General features: G+C 44.1%; 13 protein-coding genes. 7 read left to right on the top strand and 6 right to left on the bottom strand.

Annotated features, from left to right (window positions below; all coding sequences use genetic code 11):
• The first annotated feature begins 325 nt into the window (after positions 1 to 325).
• On the top strand, positions 326 to 2,983 hold the full coding sequence (locus F6J90_RS27735) for an AAA family ATPase (RefSeq protein WP_293101053.1): 2,658 nt from the start codon (positions 326 to 328) through the stop codon (positions 2,981 to 2,983).
• Between the two features lie 203 nt (positions 2,984 to 3,186).
• Here the strand turns inward: F6J90_RS27735 and F6J90_RS27730 are convergent, their stop codons facing one another.
• Positions 3,187 to 4,200: a type I glyceraldehyde-3-phosphate dehydrogenase gene (locus tag F6J90_RS27730; protein ID WP_293103226.1), complete on the bottom strand. Its 1,014-nt coding sequence runs from the start codon at positions 4,198 to 4,200 to the stop codon at positions 3,187 to 3,189.
• Between the two features lie 125 nt (positions 4,201 to 4,325).
• On the opposite strand from F6J90_RS27730, the gene F6J90_RS27725 reads away from it, so the two are divergent.
• The 4 genes from F6J90_RS27725 to F6J90_RS27710 all read left to right on the top strand — a co-directional run bounded on the left by F6J90_RS27725 (position 4,326) and on the right by F6J90_RS27710 (position 8,374).
• Positions 4,326 to 4,535, top strand: a complete 210-nt coding sequence (locus F6J90_RS27725; protein ID WP_293101050.1) for a hypothetical protein — start codon at positions 4,326 to 4,328, stop codon at positions 4,533 to 4,535.
• 275 nt (positions 4,536 to 4,810) lie between these two features.
• The gene (gene murC, locus F6J90_RS27720; protein WP_293101048.1) at positions 4,811 to 6,358 is read left to right on the top strand and encodes a UDP-N-acetylmuramate--L-alanine ligase; all 1,548 of its coding nucleotides are present in this window, start codon (positions 4,811 to 4,813) and stop codon (positions 6,356 to 6,358) included.
• Positions 6,359 to 6,562: 204 nt separating this feature from the next.
• Positions 6,563 to 7,549 (top strand): UDP-N-acetylmuramate dehydrogenase, encoded by a 987-nt coding sequence (gene murB, locus F6J90_RS27715; RefSeq protein ID WP_293101045.1) that lies wholly within the window; start codon positions 6,563 to 6,565, stop codon positions 7,547 to 7,549.
• A gap of 471 nt (positions 7,550 to 8,020) precedes the next feature.
• Positions 8,021 to 8,374: a YbaB/EbfC family nucleoid-associated protein gene (locus tag F6J90_RS27710; protein ID WP_071103211.1), complete on the top strand. Its 354-nt coding sequence runs from the start codon at positions 8,021 to 8,023 to the stop codon at positions 8,372 to 8,374.
• A gap of 481 nt (positions 8,375 to 8,855) precedes the next feature.
• Here F6J90_RS27710 and iscB read toward each other — a convergent pair whose 3' ends face one another.
• Positions 8,856 to 9,680, bottom strand: coding sequence for an RNA-guided endonuclease IscB (iscB, locus tag F6J90_RS27705; protein ID WP_293101042.1), 825 nt, complete (start codon positions 9,678 to 9,680; stop codon positions 8,856 to 8,858).
• Positions 9,681 to 10,140: 460 nt separating this feature from the next.
• Positions 10,141 to 11,532: an SGNH/GDSL hydrolase family protein gene (locus F6J90_RS27700; protein WP_293101039.1), complete on the bottom strand. Its 1,392-nt coding sequence runs from the start codon at positions 11,530 to 11,532 to the stop codon at positions 10,141 to 10,143.
• A gap of 171 nt (positions 11,533 to 11,703) precedes the next feature.
• On the opposite strand from F6J90_RS27700, the gene F6J90_RS27695 reads away from it, so the two are divergent.
• The gene (locus F6J90_RS27695; protein WP_293101036.1) at positions 11,704 to 12,195 is read left to right on the top strand and encodes a low molecular weight protein-tyrosine-phosphatase; all 492 of its coding nucleotides are present in this window, start codon (positions 11,704 to 11,706) and stop codon (positions 12,193 to 12,195) included.
• Between the two features lie 68 nt (positions 12,196 to 12,263).
• Here the strand turns inward: F6J90_RS27695 and F6J90_RS27690 are convergent, their stop codons facing one another.
• Positions 12,264 to 12,959 carry a response regulator transcription factor gene (locus tag F6J90_RS27690; RefSeq protein ID WP_293101033.1) on the bottom strand — a complete coding sequence of 232 codons (696 nt, stop codon included), beginning with the start codon at positions 12,957 to 12,959 and terminating at the stop codon, positions 12,264 to 12,266.
• A 194-nt stretch (positions 12,960 to 13,153) separates the two neighbouring features.
• Between F6J90_RS27690 and F6J90_RS27685 the strand changes: the two genes are divergently transcribed.
• Positions 13,154 to 13,291, top strand: coding sequence for a hypothetical protein (locus F6J90_RS27685; RefSeq protein ID WP_293101030.1), 138 nt, complete (start codon positions 13,154 to 13,156; stop codon positions 13,289 to 13,291).
• Positions 13,292 to 13,481: 190 nt separating this feature from the next.
• Here F6J90_RS27685 and F6J90_RS27680 read toward each other — a convergent pair whose 3' ends face one another.
• Positions 13,482 to 15,146 carry a thiamine pyrophosphate-binding protein gene (locus F6J90_RS27680; protein WP_293101027.1) on the bottom strand — a complete coding sequence of 555 codons (1,665 nt, stop codon included), beginning with the start codon at positions 15,144 to 15,146 and terminating at the stop codon, positions 13,482 to 13,484.
• A gap of 160 nt (positions 15,147 to 15,306) precedes the next feature.
• Complete coding sequence (locus F6J90_RS27675) at positions 15,307 to 16,566, bottom strand: transposase (RefSeq protein WP_293101024.1); 1,260 nt, start codon at positions 16,564 to 16,566, stop codon at positions 15,307 to 15,309.
• Between the last annotated feature and the right edge of the window lie 29 nt (positions 16,567 to 16,595).

Raw genomic sequence — 16,595 nt, 5'->3', positions numbered from 1 at the left:
GACCCGTGGCGAATTAAATTCTTAATGGGTCAAGCGCACCTAAGCTAATGCACGTCAACTTTTGCCTCTTGCCTGCCCCCCTTATTAAGGGGGGTTAGGGGGGATTCCTCTTGCCTTGCGCGTAGCGCTATACCGACCGATAACTTTGACCTTCGCGCAAGCGGTGCGCCTGCAAACTTTACCCCAGTAATAAGGGAGAGAGGGCTTATTGCCCTCAACCCGGCCCAGGATTATCTCACAGTCAATCAATAAAGAAAGAAGATGAAGAAGACTTAATCAATTGGCTCCATCAGCTTTGTAATTGGATTAAAAAGAATATATAACGATGATTCCATCAGATATTCGATTGTACACCTGGGTAGATGTAGAAGAAGTCTTGTTGCGATCGCAAGAGCAAGAGCAATGGCCAGAAGACTTAGTTTGGGCTAGAGGGTATTGGGATGAATTAGTTCTCGGTATTCGTCCTGGTACTCAACACTCAGTCAAAACATGGCTCCAGGAAATCTACGATCCTCGATTTCAAGACAATGGCCAACAGGGTAATGATTGTATTATCCTCGAAAGTGCTGAGGGCAATCAGCGCACCTTACCGATTATTTTAGAAGAAACAGAGGAAGAACCCCCAAGTCCTAATAAACTTATCCCCAATCTAGCTAGACCTACTGTTATTTGGCAACGAACTGAGAAGCTTCAAGCACCGGATATCTTCCCAGATGATTTACCTCCGGTAGTTGCCTTTCATTCTTTTAAAGGTGGTGTGGGTCGAACAATTCATGCTCTGGCCCTAGCACAAGCTTTAATCAACGCCAAGCAAAAAGTTCTTTTGATTGATGGGGATTTAGAGGCTCCTGGAATTAGTTGGTTATTAGAATCTAGGCTGCCTTATCCTCCTATTTGTTTTGCCGATATTATTGCCTTAATTCATGGAGACCCTTCTCCAGACGCAGAGCAAACTATTGACTTAGCAACCCAAAAAATTCAGAATGCTTTAGTAGACGGAATCTATATATTACCTTCCTTTCGTGTTAATAGCCGATTGACTGGCTTAGCCATTAAGCCAGAACATCTAATTAAAGGCCATAAAAACCCTTTTATATTAACGGATAGTTTAGCTCTTCTCGGCAAAGCCTTAGGAGTCAATGTCGTTTTAGTAGATTTGCCAGCAGGACTCTCGGAATTAGCAGCAGGATTAATTTTAGATCCGCGAGTCTATCGGATCTTTGTCTCTACTTTAAGCGGACAATCCATCAGTGGAACTGCGAGGCTTTTAGAATTAATTGCTAAACTAGCACCATCAACGCGAGATCAAGACCCTTCCCCTGGTTTTATTTTCACTAAAGTCCCTCCAGATGAAAGAGCTAAAAGTTTAGTTATTGAATCAGAACAAACAATATTAGAAGCAATTCAACCATTGCTGGGAGAAGATAGTGAACCAATTAGACTTACCACTCCATTTACTGAAAGGTTACAGATTTTATCTAATTCTTGGCAAGATGTTTGGCAGCACTTGGCAAGTTCTCAATTAATTGATTTACTACATCCTTTATTGGAATGGCTGCCTGATAATTTAAATAACTCGAATCAAGCAGATGAACCTATAAGTTCACAGTCTCAAAGAGAAAGCTTGAGAGATATAGCCGATAAAATGATTTATGCAGAGGGTGCTGAGACTGATGATTTTCTGGTTACTGAGTCTTTAGAAAATTTAGCTAATGATTATCGAAACCAGATTCCAATCACTGTTGTTATTGGAGCCAAGGGTTCGGGTAAAACTTATACGTTTATGCAAATTATACGCAGAAAAGAATGGCAAAAATTTAGAGAAGATGTGGGAGTAAGTAATGTAGATAGCACAGCCTTGATCGCACCAATTATCGCTTCAAATAATCTCAATGATAAAGCAAAAAAAATAGTAGATAAAGGACGGAAAGATTGTGCTAAACAGATAGGGTTGACACCTCCCGTCGATGACAGTGAGATTAAAGACTATATTCGAGAAGGATGTGAACAGAATTTACATGAAGGTCAATGGCGCGATCGCTGGTTGGATGTGATTGCCAAGAGTCTAGGTATGACAGGCAACGGTCGCGATTTACCTAAGTATATAGCACAGAATAAACAAAAGATAGTAGCTGTAATTGATGGATTGGAAGACTTATTTCAAGAATTTGCTCAGCACAAAGCTCAACAAACTGCTTTACGAGCTTTATTGCAAGATGTTCCTCAATGGCTGGAACAACAACCCTTTCGTTGTTTAGGAATTATTATTTTTGTCAGACAAGATATTTTAACCGCTTCTGTCCGTCAAAATTCCGGTCAAATGATGTCTCGCTATAAGCCTTATAGGTTAAGGTGGAATGAAGAAACTGTATTGAGATTAGTTGCTTGGGTTGCCGATAAAGCTAAGATTTCGTTAAAGTTAAAGCCAGCCGAACTTCAAGATATGAATGAAGCAGAACTGACGGAAACTTTAAGACCCTTGTGGGGCAAAAAGCTAGGAAAGGATCGCTCTAAACAAGCACGTTCTGCTCCGTTTGTAATTGCCGCATTATCTGACTACAATGGACAAATTCAGTCTAGGGATGTCGTGCGTCTTCTGAAAATTGCTGCGGAAAAATCCATTTTCATTGATGATAAGAATTATTGGCAAGACCGAATTCTAGTTCCCAAAGCAATTCGAGATTCTTTGGCTGATTGTAGCAAAGCAAAAATTGAAGAAATAGAACTAGAAAATGAACCCTTAAAAAGAGTATTTAATAAATTACGTCAATTACCTGAAGTACAGAAAAAAAGCCCTTTTCAACTAGAAAGTATTGGCTTATCTACAGAAGACATTAGCCTCCTTAAGCAAAATGGGGTCATTATCGCTGACGGCGATAAGTATTACGTTTCAGAAATATTTCGTTTAGGATTAGGGTTTTCCCAAAATGCTGGCAAAGCAAAAGTTCTGGGTTTAGCTAAGCGAGCTAGACAAAGACTCTAGATGATGCTTATTTACAGTTTATTTACCGCTCCCATCCTTCAAAGAAGGTGATTGAAACGGTTAAGGGAGCAGGGCTGTTTCAAAATCTAATAAGTTAGAGCGAGAGAGGGGAATAGGTTCAACGTATTGGTTCAATCAACTATGAACCCTAACGAATCAACACTCTTCCCCAAACTCCTGCTTTACAAACTAACCTCTAACAACTAATTCGACCATTTTTGGGCAACTAACTCAGCCAAATCTACAACCCGCTGAGAGTAGCCCCACTCATTGTCATACCAGGCAACTACCTTAACCATATCGCCACCCATGACCATAGTTAAGCTAGAATCCACAATTGACGAAGCATCATGACCCCTGTAATCACAGGAAACAAGAGGTTCGTCACCGTAAGCCAAAATTCCGTTGAGTGGGCCTTCAGCTGCTTCTTTGAGGACTTGATTGACCTGCTCAGCAATGGTACTTTTCTCGACTTGAACTACCAAGTCAACGATAGACACATTGGGAGTTGGCACCCGCAGAGCAATACCGTTGAGTTTCCCTTTCAGTTCGGGAATCACTAGGGCTACCGCTTTGGCCGCACCAGTAGAGGTAGGGACAATGTTGAGCGCTGCTGCCCGAGCCCGACGTACATCCCGGTGACTCGCATCAAGAAGCCGCTGGTCCCCAGTGTAGCTGTGGGTTGTGGTCATTGTTCCTTTGATAATGCCAAACTGTTGATGCAGTACTTTGGCAAAGGGAGCTAGACAGTTAGTAGTACAGCTAGCATTGCTAATCACGTCAGTTCCTTCGTGGATGTAGTCTTCGTGATTAACACCCATGACATAGGTGGGGACGTCTCCTTTGCCAGGAGCAGTGATTAGCACTTTCTTAGCACCAGCAGCTATATGCTTGCCAGCTCCATCCTGATCTCGGAAGACACCAGTAGCTTCGATAACTAGGTCAACACCCCAAGAGTCCCAGGGCAAGTTCAAGGGGTTCCGGTCGGATACACACTTGACAGTTTTTCCATTAGCTGTTATTGAATTTTGATCACAACTGATATCTGCATCAAGTTTGCCCAACATTGAGTCGTATTTGAGCAGATGGGCATTTGTCTTGGGATCAGAGGTATCATTGATTCCCACTATATCTAACTGGCTATTCTCCCTAGTCAGCCAGCATCTCATAAAGTTGCGTCCGATGCGTCCAAAACCATTGATCGCTACTCTAATCACTACTTCTTGCCCTCTGTAATTCAAAGTAAATATTTTCTTAATGATTCCAATAATATCGCAAAGGCTGAAACAATTTGAAACTTTTACTGAACTAATCTGGTTTGATGTACTCGTTTTGAAGCCAGATGGGTATACTTATCTCCAAAGCTGGAGGTTTTGGCAGGAGATTCCGCTCTGGGGATGGCACAGATCTGATATTGCCTCGGCAACCTGATTTTACTCACACCATCCCCAAACCCCTCTCCCCTAACCAGTCTCAACCGATTAGTTTGGTATGTAGATCCATTACCCCCAAAGGAGGCAGTGATGGGGATAAGCCAAAAAATCACCACTAGCTCTGTTCTAGTGCTATTTTATGGGTGTTTATGGGTCTTGGGACGTTTTTCCGGATTGAGAAGTCTGGTTGACGTGTAATATAGACGACAATCTAGGTACTCAAGAATCAGTTATGTAACAGTTACGTTATCAAACTTTAGGTATTATTCCCCTGTTTTACAGTACAGATGTACTTATTTATCAAAAATTATTCCTCGATCTCTATTTTTCCTGATATGATAGCGCGTGTTATTGGCAAATTAGGCGTGTGCGGTGTGGTGTGTAAGGAGTTAAAATGCCAAAGACTGTTGATTTCAGTAGTAAACCATTTCATTTCATTGGTATTGGCGGAATCGGGATGTCAGCTCTTGCCTACATCCTAGCCAAACGCCAATTCCGAGTATCCGGCTCAGATACTCGGACAACACATATCACGCAACGTTTGCAAGGAGTAGGTGCTCATATCTTCAGACAGCAGTGTGCTGCCAACTTAGAATTTTTCCAATCAAGGAACGCACCAGCTTGTGAAGACGTAGCAGATCAGAAAGTTAGCACGAGTTTGAACCCAAAAGCCATCACAGAAATCTCACAATCAAGTCAGACTATATCTGTAGCTGATCCCTGTTTAGGCTTGCCTCAAGTTATCTGTTCAACAGCAATTAACCCATTGAACTCTGAGTACCAGGCAGCTTTAAAGCTAGGTTGCCCGATTTTTCATCGCTCAGATTTACTAGGGGCGTTGATTGAAGACTATTACAGTATAGCAGTCGCTGGGACTCATGGGAAAACTACAACCAGTAGTTTGCTCGGGTATCTACTGTGGCAAGCCGGTTGTGACCCCACCATGATTATCGGTGGTGAGGTGGATGCTATCGGTGGTAATGCCAGGCTGGGAAATGGACCATTACTGGTTGCTGAGGCTGATGAATCCGATGGTTCGTTGGTTAAGCTCTCCGCCGAGATTGGTGTAGTAACCAATATTGAGCTGGATCATCCAGACCATTACCAGAAGTTAGAGGAGGTTGTTGAAATATTCCAGACTTTCGCGAAGCGCTGTAAAAATTTAGTGGGATGTATTGATTGCGAGACAGTGCGTACGCAACTAAAACCGAATATCAGCTATAGTCTACGGCGAGATATGGGGGCCGACTATAGCGTTGATGATGTAACTTATGAAGCTAATGGCACTACCGCCAGAGTTTGGGAAGGCAATCAGGTTTTAGGTCGGTTGGAGCTGAAATTGCTGGGTAAACATAATCTCAGCAATGCCCTAGCCGCAGTAGCAGTAGGACGAAATTTGGGATTGGAGTTTGAGGCAATTGCCTCCGGGATCGCTAGCTTTGAGGGAGCCAAACGCCGATTTGAGCTGCGGGGCAGGTGCAATGATATTAGTTTTGTGGATGACTATGCTCACCACCCCAGTGAAATTAAGGCAACCCTAGCTGCCGCAAGAATCCAGGTCAAAGCTGACCAGCGAATAATTGCAATTTTCCAACCCCACCGATATAGTCGGACCCTGAGGTTTCTCCCGGAGTTTAGTGTTTCCTTTAGTAACGCTGACTTGGTGGTTATCAGTGATATCTACAGTGCTGGGGAACCAGATTTAGGAGAAATTAGTGGGGAAAACCTTTATCAGGCGATCGCATCTAACCACAAGGATGTACATTACAAACCAACTCTCGAATCAGTGGTAGAGTTTCTGAACCAAATTCTCTGTCCTGGGGACTTAGCCCTATTCTTGGGAGCCGGTAATCTGAATCAGATTATTCCTAAGGTCATGGGGTTTTACCAACAGCCTGACAATGGGTTAGTTAAGCAAAATTTAGCCCAAAAGCATCAATAATTGTGAATCAAGCTAGGGAATCTTAACTATAGACCTACAGAATGGTCGGATTGATCTCAAGCCTCTAGTATACTCGTGAATCAACTTTCCACGAACTATTCTGGGTACTCTACCCCCTAGCAACTTCAGCCAATTCCACTGCCAAAAACCAATCGGCATTATTTTCATTGCGTGTAGCTCCGAATCTCTACCCTGATTTTCCTGATGATAACTAGCGTGCTAACCCAGAAAAAAACTCCTTCCCAGTTACAGTTGTATATTCCAGGAACCAATTGTCCACTACAGTCCCAGGTATCCTTAGCCAAATTCACCTCATTTCGTGTGGGAGGTCCAGCTCAGTGGTACGTCGCCCCTCGGAGCCTAGAAGACCTACAATCTAGTTTCCAGTGGGCTCACTCCCAAAAATTACCCCTAACCCTGTTAGGGGCGGGTTCCAACCTTCTAGTCAGCGATATCGGTTTGCCGGGTTTGGTAATTTGTACTCGCTATCTGCGCCATACTCACTTTGATGCAGATACAGGCAGAATTACCGCCAGTGCTGGTGTACCGATTGCCAGTCTAGCATGGCAGGCTGCCAAACGAGGCTGGGAAGGGCTAGAGTGGGCTGTGGGCATACCTGGAACCGTTGGTGGTGCTGTGGTGATGAATGCTGGTGCCCACAAAAGTTCCACAGCTGATCTTCTGTTTAATACAGATGTTCTATCTCCTGATGGATCAATGGCGCAACTCAGTAGCGAAGACCTAGGCTTTAGCTATCGCACCTCAATCCTTCAAGGTAGCGATCGCATAGTCACCCAGGCCACATTTCAGTTAAAACCAGGTGCTGACCCAAAACAGGTGCGCTCACTGACATCGGAGCATTTGGCAAGACGACACACTACCCAACCTTACCACCTACCTAGTTGTGGCAGTGTGTTCCGCAACCCTGACCCCTATGCTGCTGGTTGGCTAATTGAACAAATTGGTCTAAAAGGCTACCAAATTGGTGGTGCTAGAATAGCTGAACGCCATGCCAACTTTATACTGAACTGTGGTGATGCTAAGGCTAGCGATATCTTCCGCATGATCCACCATATACAGGAGCAAGTAGAAAAGCACTGGTCACTGTGGTTAGAGCCAGAAGTGAGGATTTTAGGTGATTTTACCAAAAAACTAGCAGTTGAAAGCCCTATGTCTTTAGAGCAGGGATAAAAACCAGCGAGGGGATTTATCCCCTGCTATGGTTCCAGTGGATATCCCAAAACCGATCCTGTTGGGGAATCAGTTCAAAGCTGATCACCAAGCTGATCACCAAGCTGATCACCAAGCTGATCACCAACATGATCAATTTTTAGTTTATATTTGTGCTTGGCTAAACTAGAAAAGAACGGCAGGAAGTTAACTATATCGCTTCAGCCCATGTATGAATAAGGAAACCGGGAATTTATTCCCCTGTTTCCTATTGCTGTTAAGGTGAGGAAAAGTCAAATAGCATCACAATAGATACACGATAGATACACAATAGATAAAAGTTAATCACCACAAGATTTATAATGTCAGCGCGCCCCTTGCCCATAGACTGGGCTTAGTGCTGACCTGGCCAGGGGTTAAAACCGCGCTTGACGTTTGTTTTTCATCCCCGGTCATTAGACATGGGGTTTCTAAACTTAACTGGGATTTTTTATGACACAAGACAAAGGAAAAGGATTTGGTCTCGGTCTCGGCAAGATGAAAGAACTAGCCGAAGCGTTCAAAAAAGCTCAAGAAGTTCAAAAGGGTGCCAAAGAGCTCCAGGATGAGTTGGAGCAAATGGAAATTGAGGGAACATCAGGGGAAGACGGTAAGGTGAAGGTGTTTCTCAGTGGCAATCAGGAACCCCTACGTGTAGAGATTTCTGAGGATGCTATCAATCAAGGAGCTGAGGCTTTATCTGAACTGGTGTTAGCAGCCATGAAAAATGCCTATGAGACCTCCACAGCCACTATGCGGGAACGAATGGAACAACTTACCAGTGGGTTAAATTTGCCAGGTTTATAACCTGATCGGTCAATCCCCGCTCGGGATTCCGTAGGAAAAAACTAAAGGCATGAGGAAATTAATCATTCTAAATGGGTCCAAACCTCATGCCGAATATCCTATTAATGCCTGGACGTAATAGGAAGACCATTTTTAGGCAGTTCCTGGTATTCATCGGCAAAATCCATAAGTATAACCATCTTTCCTGTGGACTCTGATCAAATTCTTTACATGCAAGCTTATGGCCTTTTTCCCAGGGACTGTGTAATTAAAGGAGTTACTCTTGCTTCTAGGGTTTACCCTTCCAAACTCCCCAGTTAAAAGGTTTTTAGCTATATCTCCACTGCACCAACCCTTAATCGGTTTCAATGGATTATGTCTAATGGGGTAGCCGTACTTGTTAAGTGCCGCTTTTTGCCTTCCTCCTTGTCCAAAGCAGGTTACTAGAAGAGGTTGAGAGGTTATCAAAGTTAAAGTCTCAATATCCCCAACACAAGCGGCATCAATAAGCGTGCTGTTTAGGTAGTCCTAGTTTCGTCCGGTTGTACTTAGTTTGTGCTCCCGTCCCAGTTACTACAGGTTTTACGCTTCGGAGCACTTTTACTAGCTTGTTGCGGGTTGCATTAACCGCCGCCGCATCCTTTAATGGCTGCTTGGCTTTAGTCTTAATCTTTTGGAGCAGGTTCGGCTTCTTTTTTAGGAAGTCCTCTACAGGCTTGTCCCCTTTTCGTTGATTGCACTTTTCGCAAGCCAAACAAAGATTACTTACGCGATTACTTCCACCTTTAGATTTCGGGTGAATGTGTTCAATCTGTAAGGGTGCATTTTGCTTGCCACAATAAGTGCATTCCCTTCCCCATTTCTCTAGTAAGTACTCTCTGACCTCATACCCAGCTAATTCCCCTTGTTGGTACTCAACACCATTGATTTCAGGGTTTTGTATTTTTTGGGTATCAAACTTAACTCTTTCGATCCAAATCTCATCAACCGGGCAAAACTTAATTAATCGTTTCACCCAAGTTTCAATAGTCAAAACCCGGTGCTCTAAACTAGGGGCAAGCCAACCTTCTGGACGCCTACGGTTAAGGAATCTGGGTTTCCTGTAGCGGGTATTACGATTGCGTCTTCCACGCCTTACTGCTCTTCTAGACTCTAGTTTTTTCTTGATCAACCCTCCTCTGTGTTCTAATTCCATTCCCCAAATAACTTGGTTGTTTTGGACTAAGGCAAATCCAGTAACCTTGCTGCCAGGATCAATCTTGATTTGGCAGGGTGAGATGGTGGGATTATTAACCGCAGTTTTCAAGATGATCGTGAACGGGTACATTCTGAAAACCGCCGCCTTCCCTTTATCTAGTAACCGGTTTGAAGTTACCGTAAGGACAGTGGAGCCTTTATGGTTAGTCGGCTATGCATAAAAGGGTTAAAACTTTTTGATTAAGGCTCCACTGTCCTAAGGTTTCATCTCTGAGCTTTTTTTGGTGAGATAGGATTCAATGGTTGTTTATTTGTGTCAATAACAAATACATAATTTTGCATTGTTAAATGCCTCAAAATTGGTAATGTGTTCCGGACTTCGTCCCGCTACGCGAACGACAATGTTGCTATGGCTTGTGTTTTGCCAACCACACGTTTTGCCTTTGTCTTAATGATTGGCGACAGAGCTAGGGGCTGGAGTTCACCCCTAGGTGTCATAACCAAAGCAACGTAGGAGCAAATCCTGAGTCTGCAACCTAGTGGGCAATTCCAGGAAATTACCGGGAATTGCCAAGGCTTACACTAGGTGACTATTTATCAAGATTTGAGTAAAACGAAGCTACCTGTAGCTTTGGCAGTGACGTCAGTCCATAATATAAGCTCTTAGCCACCTGTATATTGGCTGCTTCTGTCAAGTGAATGGCATCATGAAAGGCGAGTTCGGGAAAGTTTTGATAAATTGTGTACAAGTTGAGAACCTTGATATTTTTGGGAAAATCTTTCTCCAGTTGCTGACCCGCTACTACCAATTTGGGATAATTGGCTTGCACTTGTTTTTGGTAAACCTTTCCTAACTGCTGCAAAATTTCCTTTTCTGCTGGTTTGATCGTTTTGTTGCCACGACCAGTGATTTCTGGTTGGACAGCAACTAGTAAAGGAATTCGCTGTCCTGCTGTTAAACGCAGCATATGTCTGAGGTTATTGCGATAGCGCGTTAATCGACGTTCCAGTTCATCGGATTCCTGAGGAAGATACTTCTTCAGTGGCATAACGTCCCCCCTCACCACTAGAGAGCGCTGACTCACTGACGGCTGAGGATCAAAGACCCAGTATGTGATTGCTTTAGCGAGATAAGTTTTTGTAACTAAATGCTTCAACTGCTGGGTGAGATAAGTCCAAAAATGCCCAGTAGCGTTTTGTAAGAAGGCTTCTGTGTTAGGAATATCTGTTAAATTTTGGTCACTGGGGGTGATCAAGTCTGTGTATCCACCCAACACTATTACTGCGTCTGGACTGTAAGGTAAAATCTTGAGAGCTAACTGAGCTAGTGCATTGCCAGAGGTATACCCTGGTACTGCGGCGTTGATGACACGATACTTACCATTTCGAATCTTTGGCGGCAGAGCAAGTGCTTGCTTTAATTCCGGTTCAGAAGGGGGTAAAGTCATTGGCCGGTATTTCTGTGGGGAACGCCTTTGCTGTTTTATCCGTTCATTGAGACGAGCTTCTAAGAAGCTGGCTATGGTAACTTGATTATTGGCATTCCCTTGACCGAAGGCTGTCGAGCCACCTAACAAAAAAATCCGAATTTCATTTTTGGGTTTGACCAAGGGAACGGGGTCGTCGTCCCGGAAACCCTGCTCATTAATGCGCCAGAAATCGCTCTGTTGCTTCCCCAATAAACTGTAACCTACAGCTAAATCCCGTTGGACAGCTAGATCACCAATGTCTGGTAATCCATCATAAAGCTGCTGTGTCTGGTCAACGAACTTGGGACGGTAAACAGTGAAATCTCTGGGTGCCCCCTTGTAGGTAGCTATCTCATTAATTTTGCCGACCGCAGCCACTAATAAACGAGCCAACAATTCCACAATCATCAAACTTAGAACTATCCCTGCGAGCATCGTCAGTAGGTTAAACCGTCGGCGGCGCTTGCGGTAAAGGCTACGGCGCGACTTAAATAGTAAATCTCTTCCTTGCATAACCGTTAAATTAGGAGGTATCCCTTTATAAGTTGGTGTCTTTAAATCACTGCGTTGCTAGACATTGAACCATGAAGCGACATCGCACCACATGGGTTCAACTATCCCATAGAGCAATTTCGTTGCTAAACTTAACACGGCGCAGCTCGTAGTTGACCAATTAATATACTCATGCCCTGCAAGTTACTCTTTGTCTGCCTTGGTAATATCTGCCGTTCTCCCTCAGCTGAGAACATCATGAATCACTTGATAGCACAAGCAAATCTTTCTGAGCAAATTGTCTGCGATTCCGCTGGTACTTCCAGTTATCATATTGGCTCTCCCCCAGATCGGCGTATGACAGCAGCTGCCAAACGTCGGGGGATTGTACTCCAGGGGAAAGCACGGCAGTTTAATCGGTCTGACTTGGAAGAATTTGACCTGATTTTGGCTATGGATCAGCAAAACTACGAAGATATTATCTCTCTTGATCCAGCTGGGAAGTATAAAGATAAAGTAAGGCTAATGTGTGATTTTGCCCGTCATCACACCGAGCGCTCAGTCCCCGATCCATACTACGGTGGACCAGAGGGTTTTAATAAGGTGATTGATTTACTGCTAGACGCTTGCGAAGGTCTGCTGGAACACGTTGTTGACAATTACACCAAGACTAGGCAAAACTAAACACTGCCAACCACTAATTGCCAATGGTGAACTCAGCGTTTGTGCCATGGGTGGTTAACTTGATTAATTCATTGGATTAAATGGTGTTCTAAGGCAAATCGTAAGAGTTCGGCTCGGTTACTCGTATCAGTTTTTCTGAACAGACGACTAACGTGCTTCTCGATTGTCCTTGGACTCAGGTGTAGTTGGTTACCGATTTCGACATTGGATAAACCAGTAGCCAGTAAATTCAATACTTGCTGTTCTCGCTTGGTCAGCTGTAGAGCATGAGCTTGGGTATTATTCCCTGATTGATGATTAATCTCTACGGATTTGATTGAGCTCGATTGCGGTTGCTCAACCGGCTCTTTTGTAGTCTGTGGTGATGAGAATCGTAACTCTGTATGAATCATTTGCGATCGCACTAGCAAACTTTGAATGACTGCACCCAATTCTTGCATCTCAAAGGGCTTAGGTAGGTAGACATCACACCCCGACTGATAACCCTTGATGCGTTGATTGGTGCTATTGAGTTCGGTTAAAAATACAACAGGTAACAAACGCAATGGGGGCTTCTGACGCACTTTTCTCACCAGTTCATAGCCATCTATTCGCGGCATATTAATATCTGTAACCAGAAGGTGAGGGTGATAAGTCTCAATCATAGACAGCGCTTGCTGACCATTTTCAGCAGTAATAACTGAATAACCTGACATTTCCAGATAATCGCTTACAGACAGACGAGTGCCCAGGTCGTCATCTGCAACCAGAATAATCAATGGCATGGGATAACTATAGTACTGACATTTAGCTAGATCCGCGAGAAGCCTCACATCTCAATGCTACGCCATGAGTGTGAGATGAATCGCGGACAGAAGCTTTGATAAACAGCCTAAAAGACGGTATAATAGAAATAGCAGGGAAGACAAAATAAGAGCTAACCGCCACCTGCTTATCTAAAAAGAAAGAACGAGTTGTATTGTTCCGGTGCGGAGGGGCATCCCGTATCGTTAATAAAGCTTGCCGAGTATCCGTTCCCGATAGGTGGAGTTGGCAAGAAGCCCACACTGAACCGATAGATCAGTGTGGGAGTATGTCACAACAAACCTACTCCTAAGCTAGGTCATCTAGTGCTAAATTGGTGACTAAAAATACTTCCACACCAGCTCCATCAGAACTGTGTGGAGATAGGAGTTGCCTGGTAAAATTAATATAGATACCTAGACAACAACATAGCTCAGGGTTCACAAAGAATCACCCTTGTGATTAATTAGTCAGTCAGGACCCCCTCTTGCCTAAACCAGCCACTACTCTGATAATCCTTGCATAGCACTTAAAGCTTTACCCAAGCGCTTGACACCATAAGAGCAATCGAGGCGATCTAAATGAACTTCGATAAATGAGATTTTATCCTCGTTAGCTTTTGCCTGTTCTAAGGCAAGTTCTAGCTCACCTTCAGTACGCACTTGGCAACTCCAGCTATTGCCAAAAACCTGGGGTAACTGATGATATTTCCAAGGTTGAATATTGTTGTACGAGCCTTCATGGATAGCTCGCTCAATAGTGTACCCGTCATTATTAATTAAGAAGATAATCGGGTTAAGTTGATGCCTAATAATCGTAGAAAGTTCCTGACAAGTCATCTGGAAGGCACCATCACCGACAAACACAATCGGTCTACGGTTAGGAACAGCCAAACCGACTCCTAGGCAGGCAGGAACTGAGAAGCCAATAGATGTGTAAAGCGCCTGTCCAATGTAGTCGCTGTCTCCGTGGAGTACCAAATCAACGGTAGCAATTAAAGCATCACCAGTTTCAGCAATCACGATTGACTCATCATCAATAAAGTGAGTCATCCGCTCATAGAATCTGGCGTTGGTTAGCTTTTGCTCAGGTTGTGACTCAAAGCGTTTAGACAAAGACTCTATAGCTGGCTTGATATCCAAGACATCAGATTTTTTCTTCTGAAGTTTGGCAGTTAAACCAGCCATGAAATCCGGTAGATACACTGGAGAATAGAAGTGGTGTTTGATTTTGACTTTGTCAGAATTAGCGTTGATTAATCGCTCTTCCGGCAGTTGGGCAGTGAAAGCACCCAGATTAATGTCTGACATGAAGGCACCCAGGCATAAAATACAGTCGGCTGTTTCAACTCGTTGGCGTACATACTCCTGACTGAACGCTCCTGCATAGCTGCCAATGAATTGTGGGTGGCTTTCCGAGATGATTGACTTGCCTAACAGAGTGGTAGCGAAGGGATATCCCGTCTGCTCCAGCAGGTGGGTAAGTTGGTCTGCTATACCGTAGCGGTGGAGTTCAACCCCAGCTATAACAACGGGATGCTGGGATTGCTCTAGCAAACTTACAGCCTCTTCAACTGCCTCTGATAAAGCGTGGATATCCATAATTGGGGCTTCTGGTAAGTCACGTTCCCCAGTAACAGGACAAGGTTGATTGACTATGTCTGAGGGAATTTCAATGTATACAGGTCTGCGGTGGCGCAAACAAGCAGCAATGGTCTGGTCGATTTGCCTTGCCGCTTGACTAGGGCTGGTAAGCCTCACGGCTGCCACTGTAATTTTTTCAAAAATTTCCAGCTGTAGATTGTAATTACCAGCAGTGTGATGTAAGAGTAACTTATGTTGCCGCTGGGAACTGTTAGGTGCTCCACTAATCACGATCAGGGGGACTAGCTCAGCATAGGCACCCGCCACCGCATTGACTAGACTGAGTCCACCGACATTATAGGTAACGCACAACCCACCAACACCATTAAGGCGAGCATAGGCATCAGCCGCATATCCGGCATTGAGTTCGTTACAGGTGTAGATTAACTCTACAGAACTCTCTAGCAAGACATCCATCAGACCGAGGACGTAATCTCCCACTACGCCAAAAATATGCTTGACACCAGCGGCTTGCAGGCGTTGAGTAAGGTATTGACCGACAGTTACTACATCAGACTGAGCCATTGCACCTCTGACCTCTTTAATTCAGCTACCTTTATGCCCAGCATTGTAACCAAAATTTTAAAAAACGTTAATTTGTTTGTAAAAAACGTTACATTTAAGATAAAATACTACTTTTTATGGTTTCTATTCTAGCAAGTTTCGTGACCACTCCCACATCAAATCAGAGATTATGATGTGGGCTTCTCAAATTCGCAAATGAGACTTGCTGCTCCTCGATATCCTGTATCGATTTACCACAGCCATTGAGCGGCAGTCCAACCGCCATTAATGCACGATTCAAAATGTTGATGCCACTATTCCAATCGCGGTCAATTTTTACTCCACAATCAGGACAATGATGGACTCTGTCAGCTAGATTTTTCTCAACTGAAGCTCCACAATTGAAACACTCAATACTTGTACCCCGTGGGTTGACTTTCTGGACTAACAAACCGCGTTTGACCGCCACTGCTTGTAAGATTTCCAGAAATGACCCCCACGCGGCATCATGTATTGATTTTGCTAGCTTAGTTCGAGCGAGTCCTTTGATGTTTAAATTTTCATGAGCAATCAGGTCGTACTTACTACACAACCAATGTGCAACCTGGTAGTGAAATTCCTTTCGGCAACGGGTTAAATGAAGGTGCAATAAAGCCACTTGATTCTTAGCTTTTTCCCAGTTTTTAGAACCCTTAACACGACGCGACATTACTTGTTGAGCTTGAGCCAGTCTGTTTTGAGCCTTACGATAGAACTGTGCAATAGGCACAGCTTCGCCGTCAGATGTGGTTAAAAATTTTTCCAAGCCAACGTCGATACCGACAGCAGATTTAACTGAAGCCACAGGTAACAGCTCAGGGACAGTATCATCTTTCATTGAGATACAACAATACCAGCCATCAGCCTTTTTGATGATGGTACATTGCTTCAAGGTGAAACCTTCCGGCAGGGGTCGGTGCATTACCACAGCCATAGAACCGATTCTACTGAGCTTTAGTACACCATCGATTAGGTGCGCTCCGGCTTTGGTATGGTTAACCCTGGGGAACACAAACGACCGAAGATCTCCAGGCTTTTTGAAGCGAGGTCTTCCGCCACGCTTGCCACTGGCATCCGGTTTACGCCATCTATCCCATGCTTTGTTCAGCCGTTGCAGATTCACCTGTTGAGTTTCGGCGTAGATCTTTTTGTACTCAGGAAACAGCCGCTTAGTTTCCTTGAGAGCAGATTGCTGGGTGTAGTAATTGACCCTCTCCGGAATTGCACCAATCGGTTCACTAACGATACTGCATCTATCAATAGAGCAACGAGTCCTATTGAGCCAATCAAGTCTTTGCCCTAGAGCATAGTTCCAGTGACGGCGCAACAGTTCTAGCCATCTGTCCATGATGGCTACTTGCTCGGTGTTCGGCTTAATTTTGTAGCAGTAGGTCAGTATCATCAGCCCTTAGTTGAACCACTCAAACAATA

Source organism: Moorena sp. SIOASIH (assembly GCF_010671925.1).
Taxonomy (GTDB): domain Bacteria; phylum Cyanobacteriota; class Cyanobacteriia; order Cyanobacteriales; family Coleofasciculaceae; genus Moorena.
Note: the sequence above shows the minus strand (reverse complement) of the source record. Positions and strands in the feature narration are given on the sequence as shown.

Coding starts and splice junctions, on each gene's coding strand:
- F6J90_RS27735 (WP_293101053.1), top strand. CDS start 326: ATGATTCCATCAGATATTCGATTGTACACCTGGGTAGATGTAGAAGAA.
- F6J90_RS27700 (WP_293101039.1), bottom strand. CDS start 11,532: ATGCAAGGAAGAGATTTACTATTTAAGTCGCGCCGTAGCCTTTACCGC.
- murC (WP_293101048.1), top strand. CDS start 4,811: ATGCCAAAGACTGTTGATTTCAGTAGTAAACCATTTCATTTCATTGGT.
- F6J90_RS27710 (WP_071103211.1), top strand. CDS start 8,021: ATGACACAAGACAAAGGAAAAGGATTTGGTCTCGGTCTCGGCAAGATG.
- F6J90_RS27690 (WP_293101033.1), bottom strand. CDS start 12,959: ATGCCATTGATTATTCTGGTTGCAGATGACGACCTGGGCACTCGTCTG.
- F6J90_RS27695 (WP_293101036.1), top strand. CDS start 11,704: ATGCCCTGCAAGTTACTCTTTGTCTGCCTTGGTAATATCTGCCGTTCT.
- F6J90_RS27725 (WP_293101050.1), top strand. CDS start 4,326: ATGGGTATACTTATCTCCAAAGCTGGAGGTTTTGGCAGGAGATTCCGC.
- murB (WP_293101045.1), top strand. CDS start 6,563: ATGATAACTAGCGTGCTAACCCAGAAAAAAACTCCTTCCCAGTTACAG.
- iscB (WP_293101042.1), bottom strand. CDS start 9,680: ATGTACCCGTTCACGATCATCTTGAAAACTGCGGTTAATAATCCCACC.
- F6J90_RS27675 (WP_293101024.1), bottom strand. CDS start 16,566: ATGATACTGACCTACTGCTACAAAATTAAGCCGAACACCGAGCAAGTA.
- F6J90_RS27680 (WP_293101027.1), bottom strand. CDS start 15,146: ATGGCTCAGTCTGATGTAGTAACTGTCGGTCAATACCTTACTCAACGC.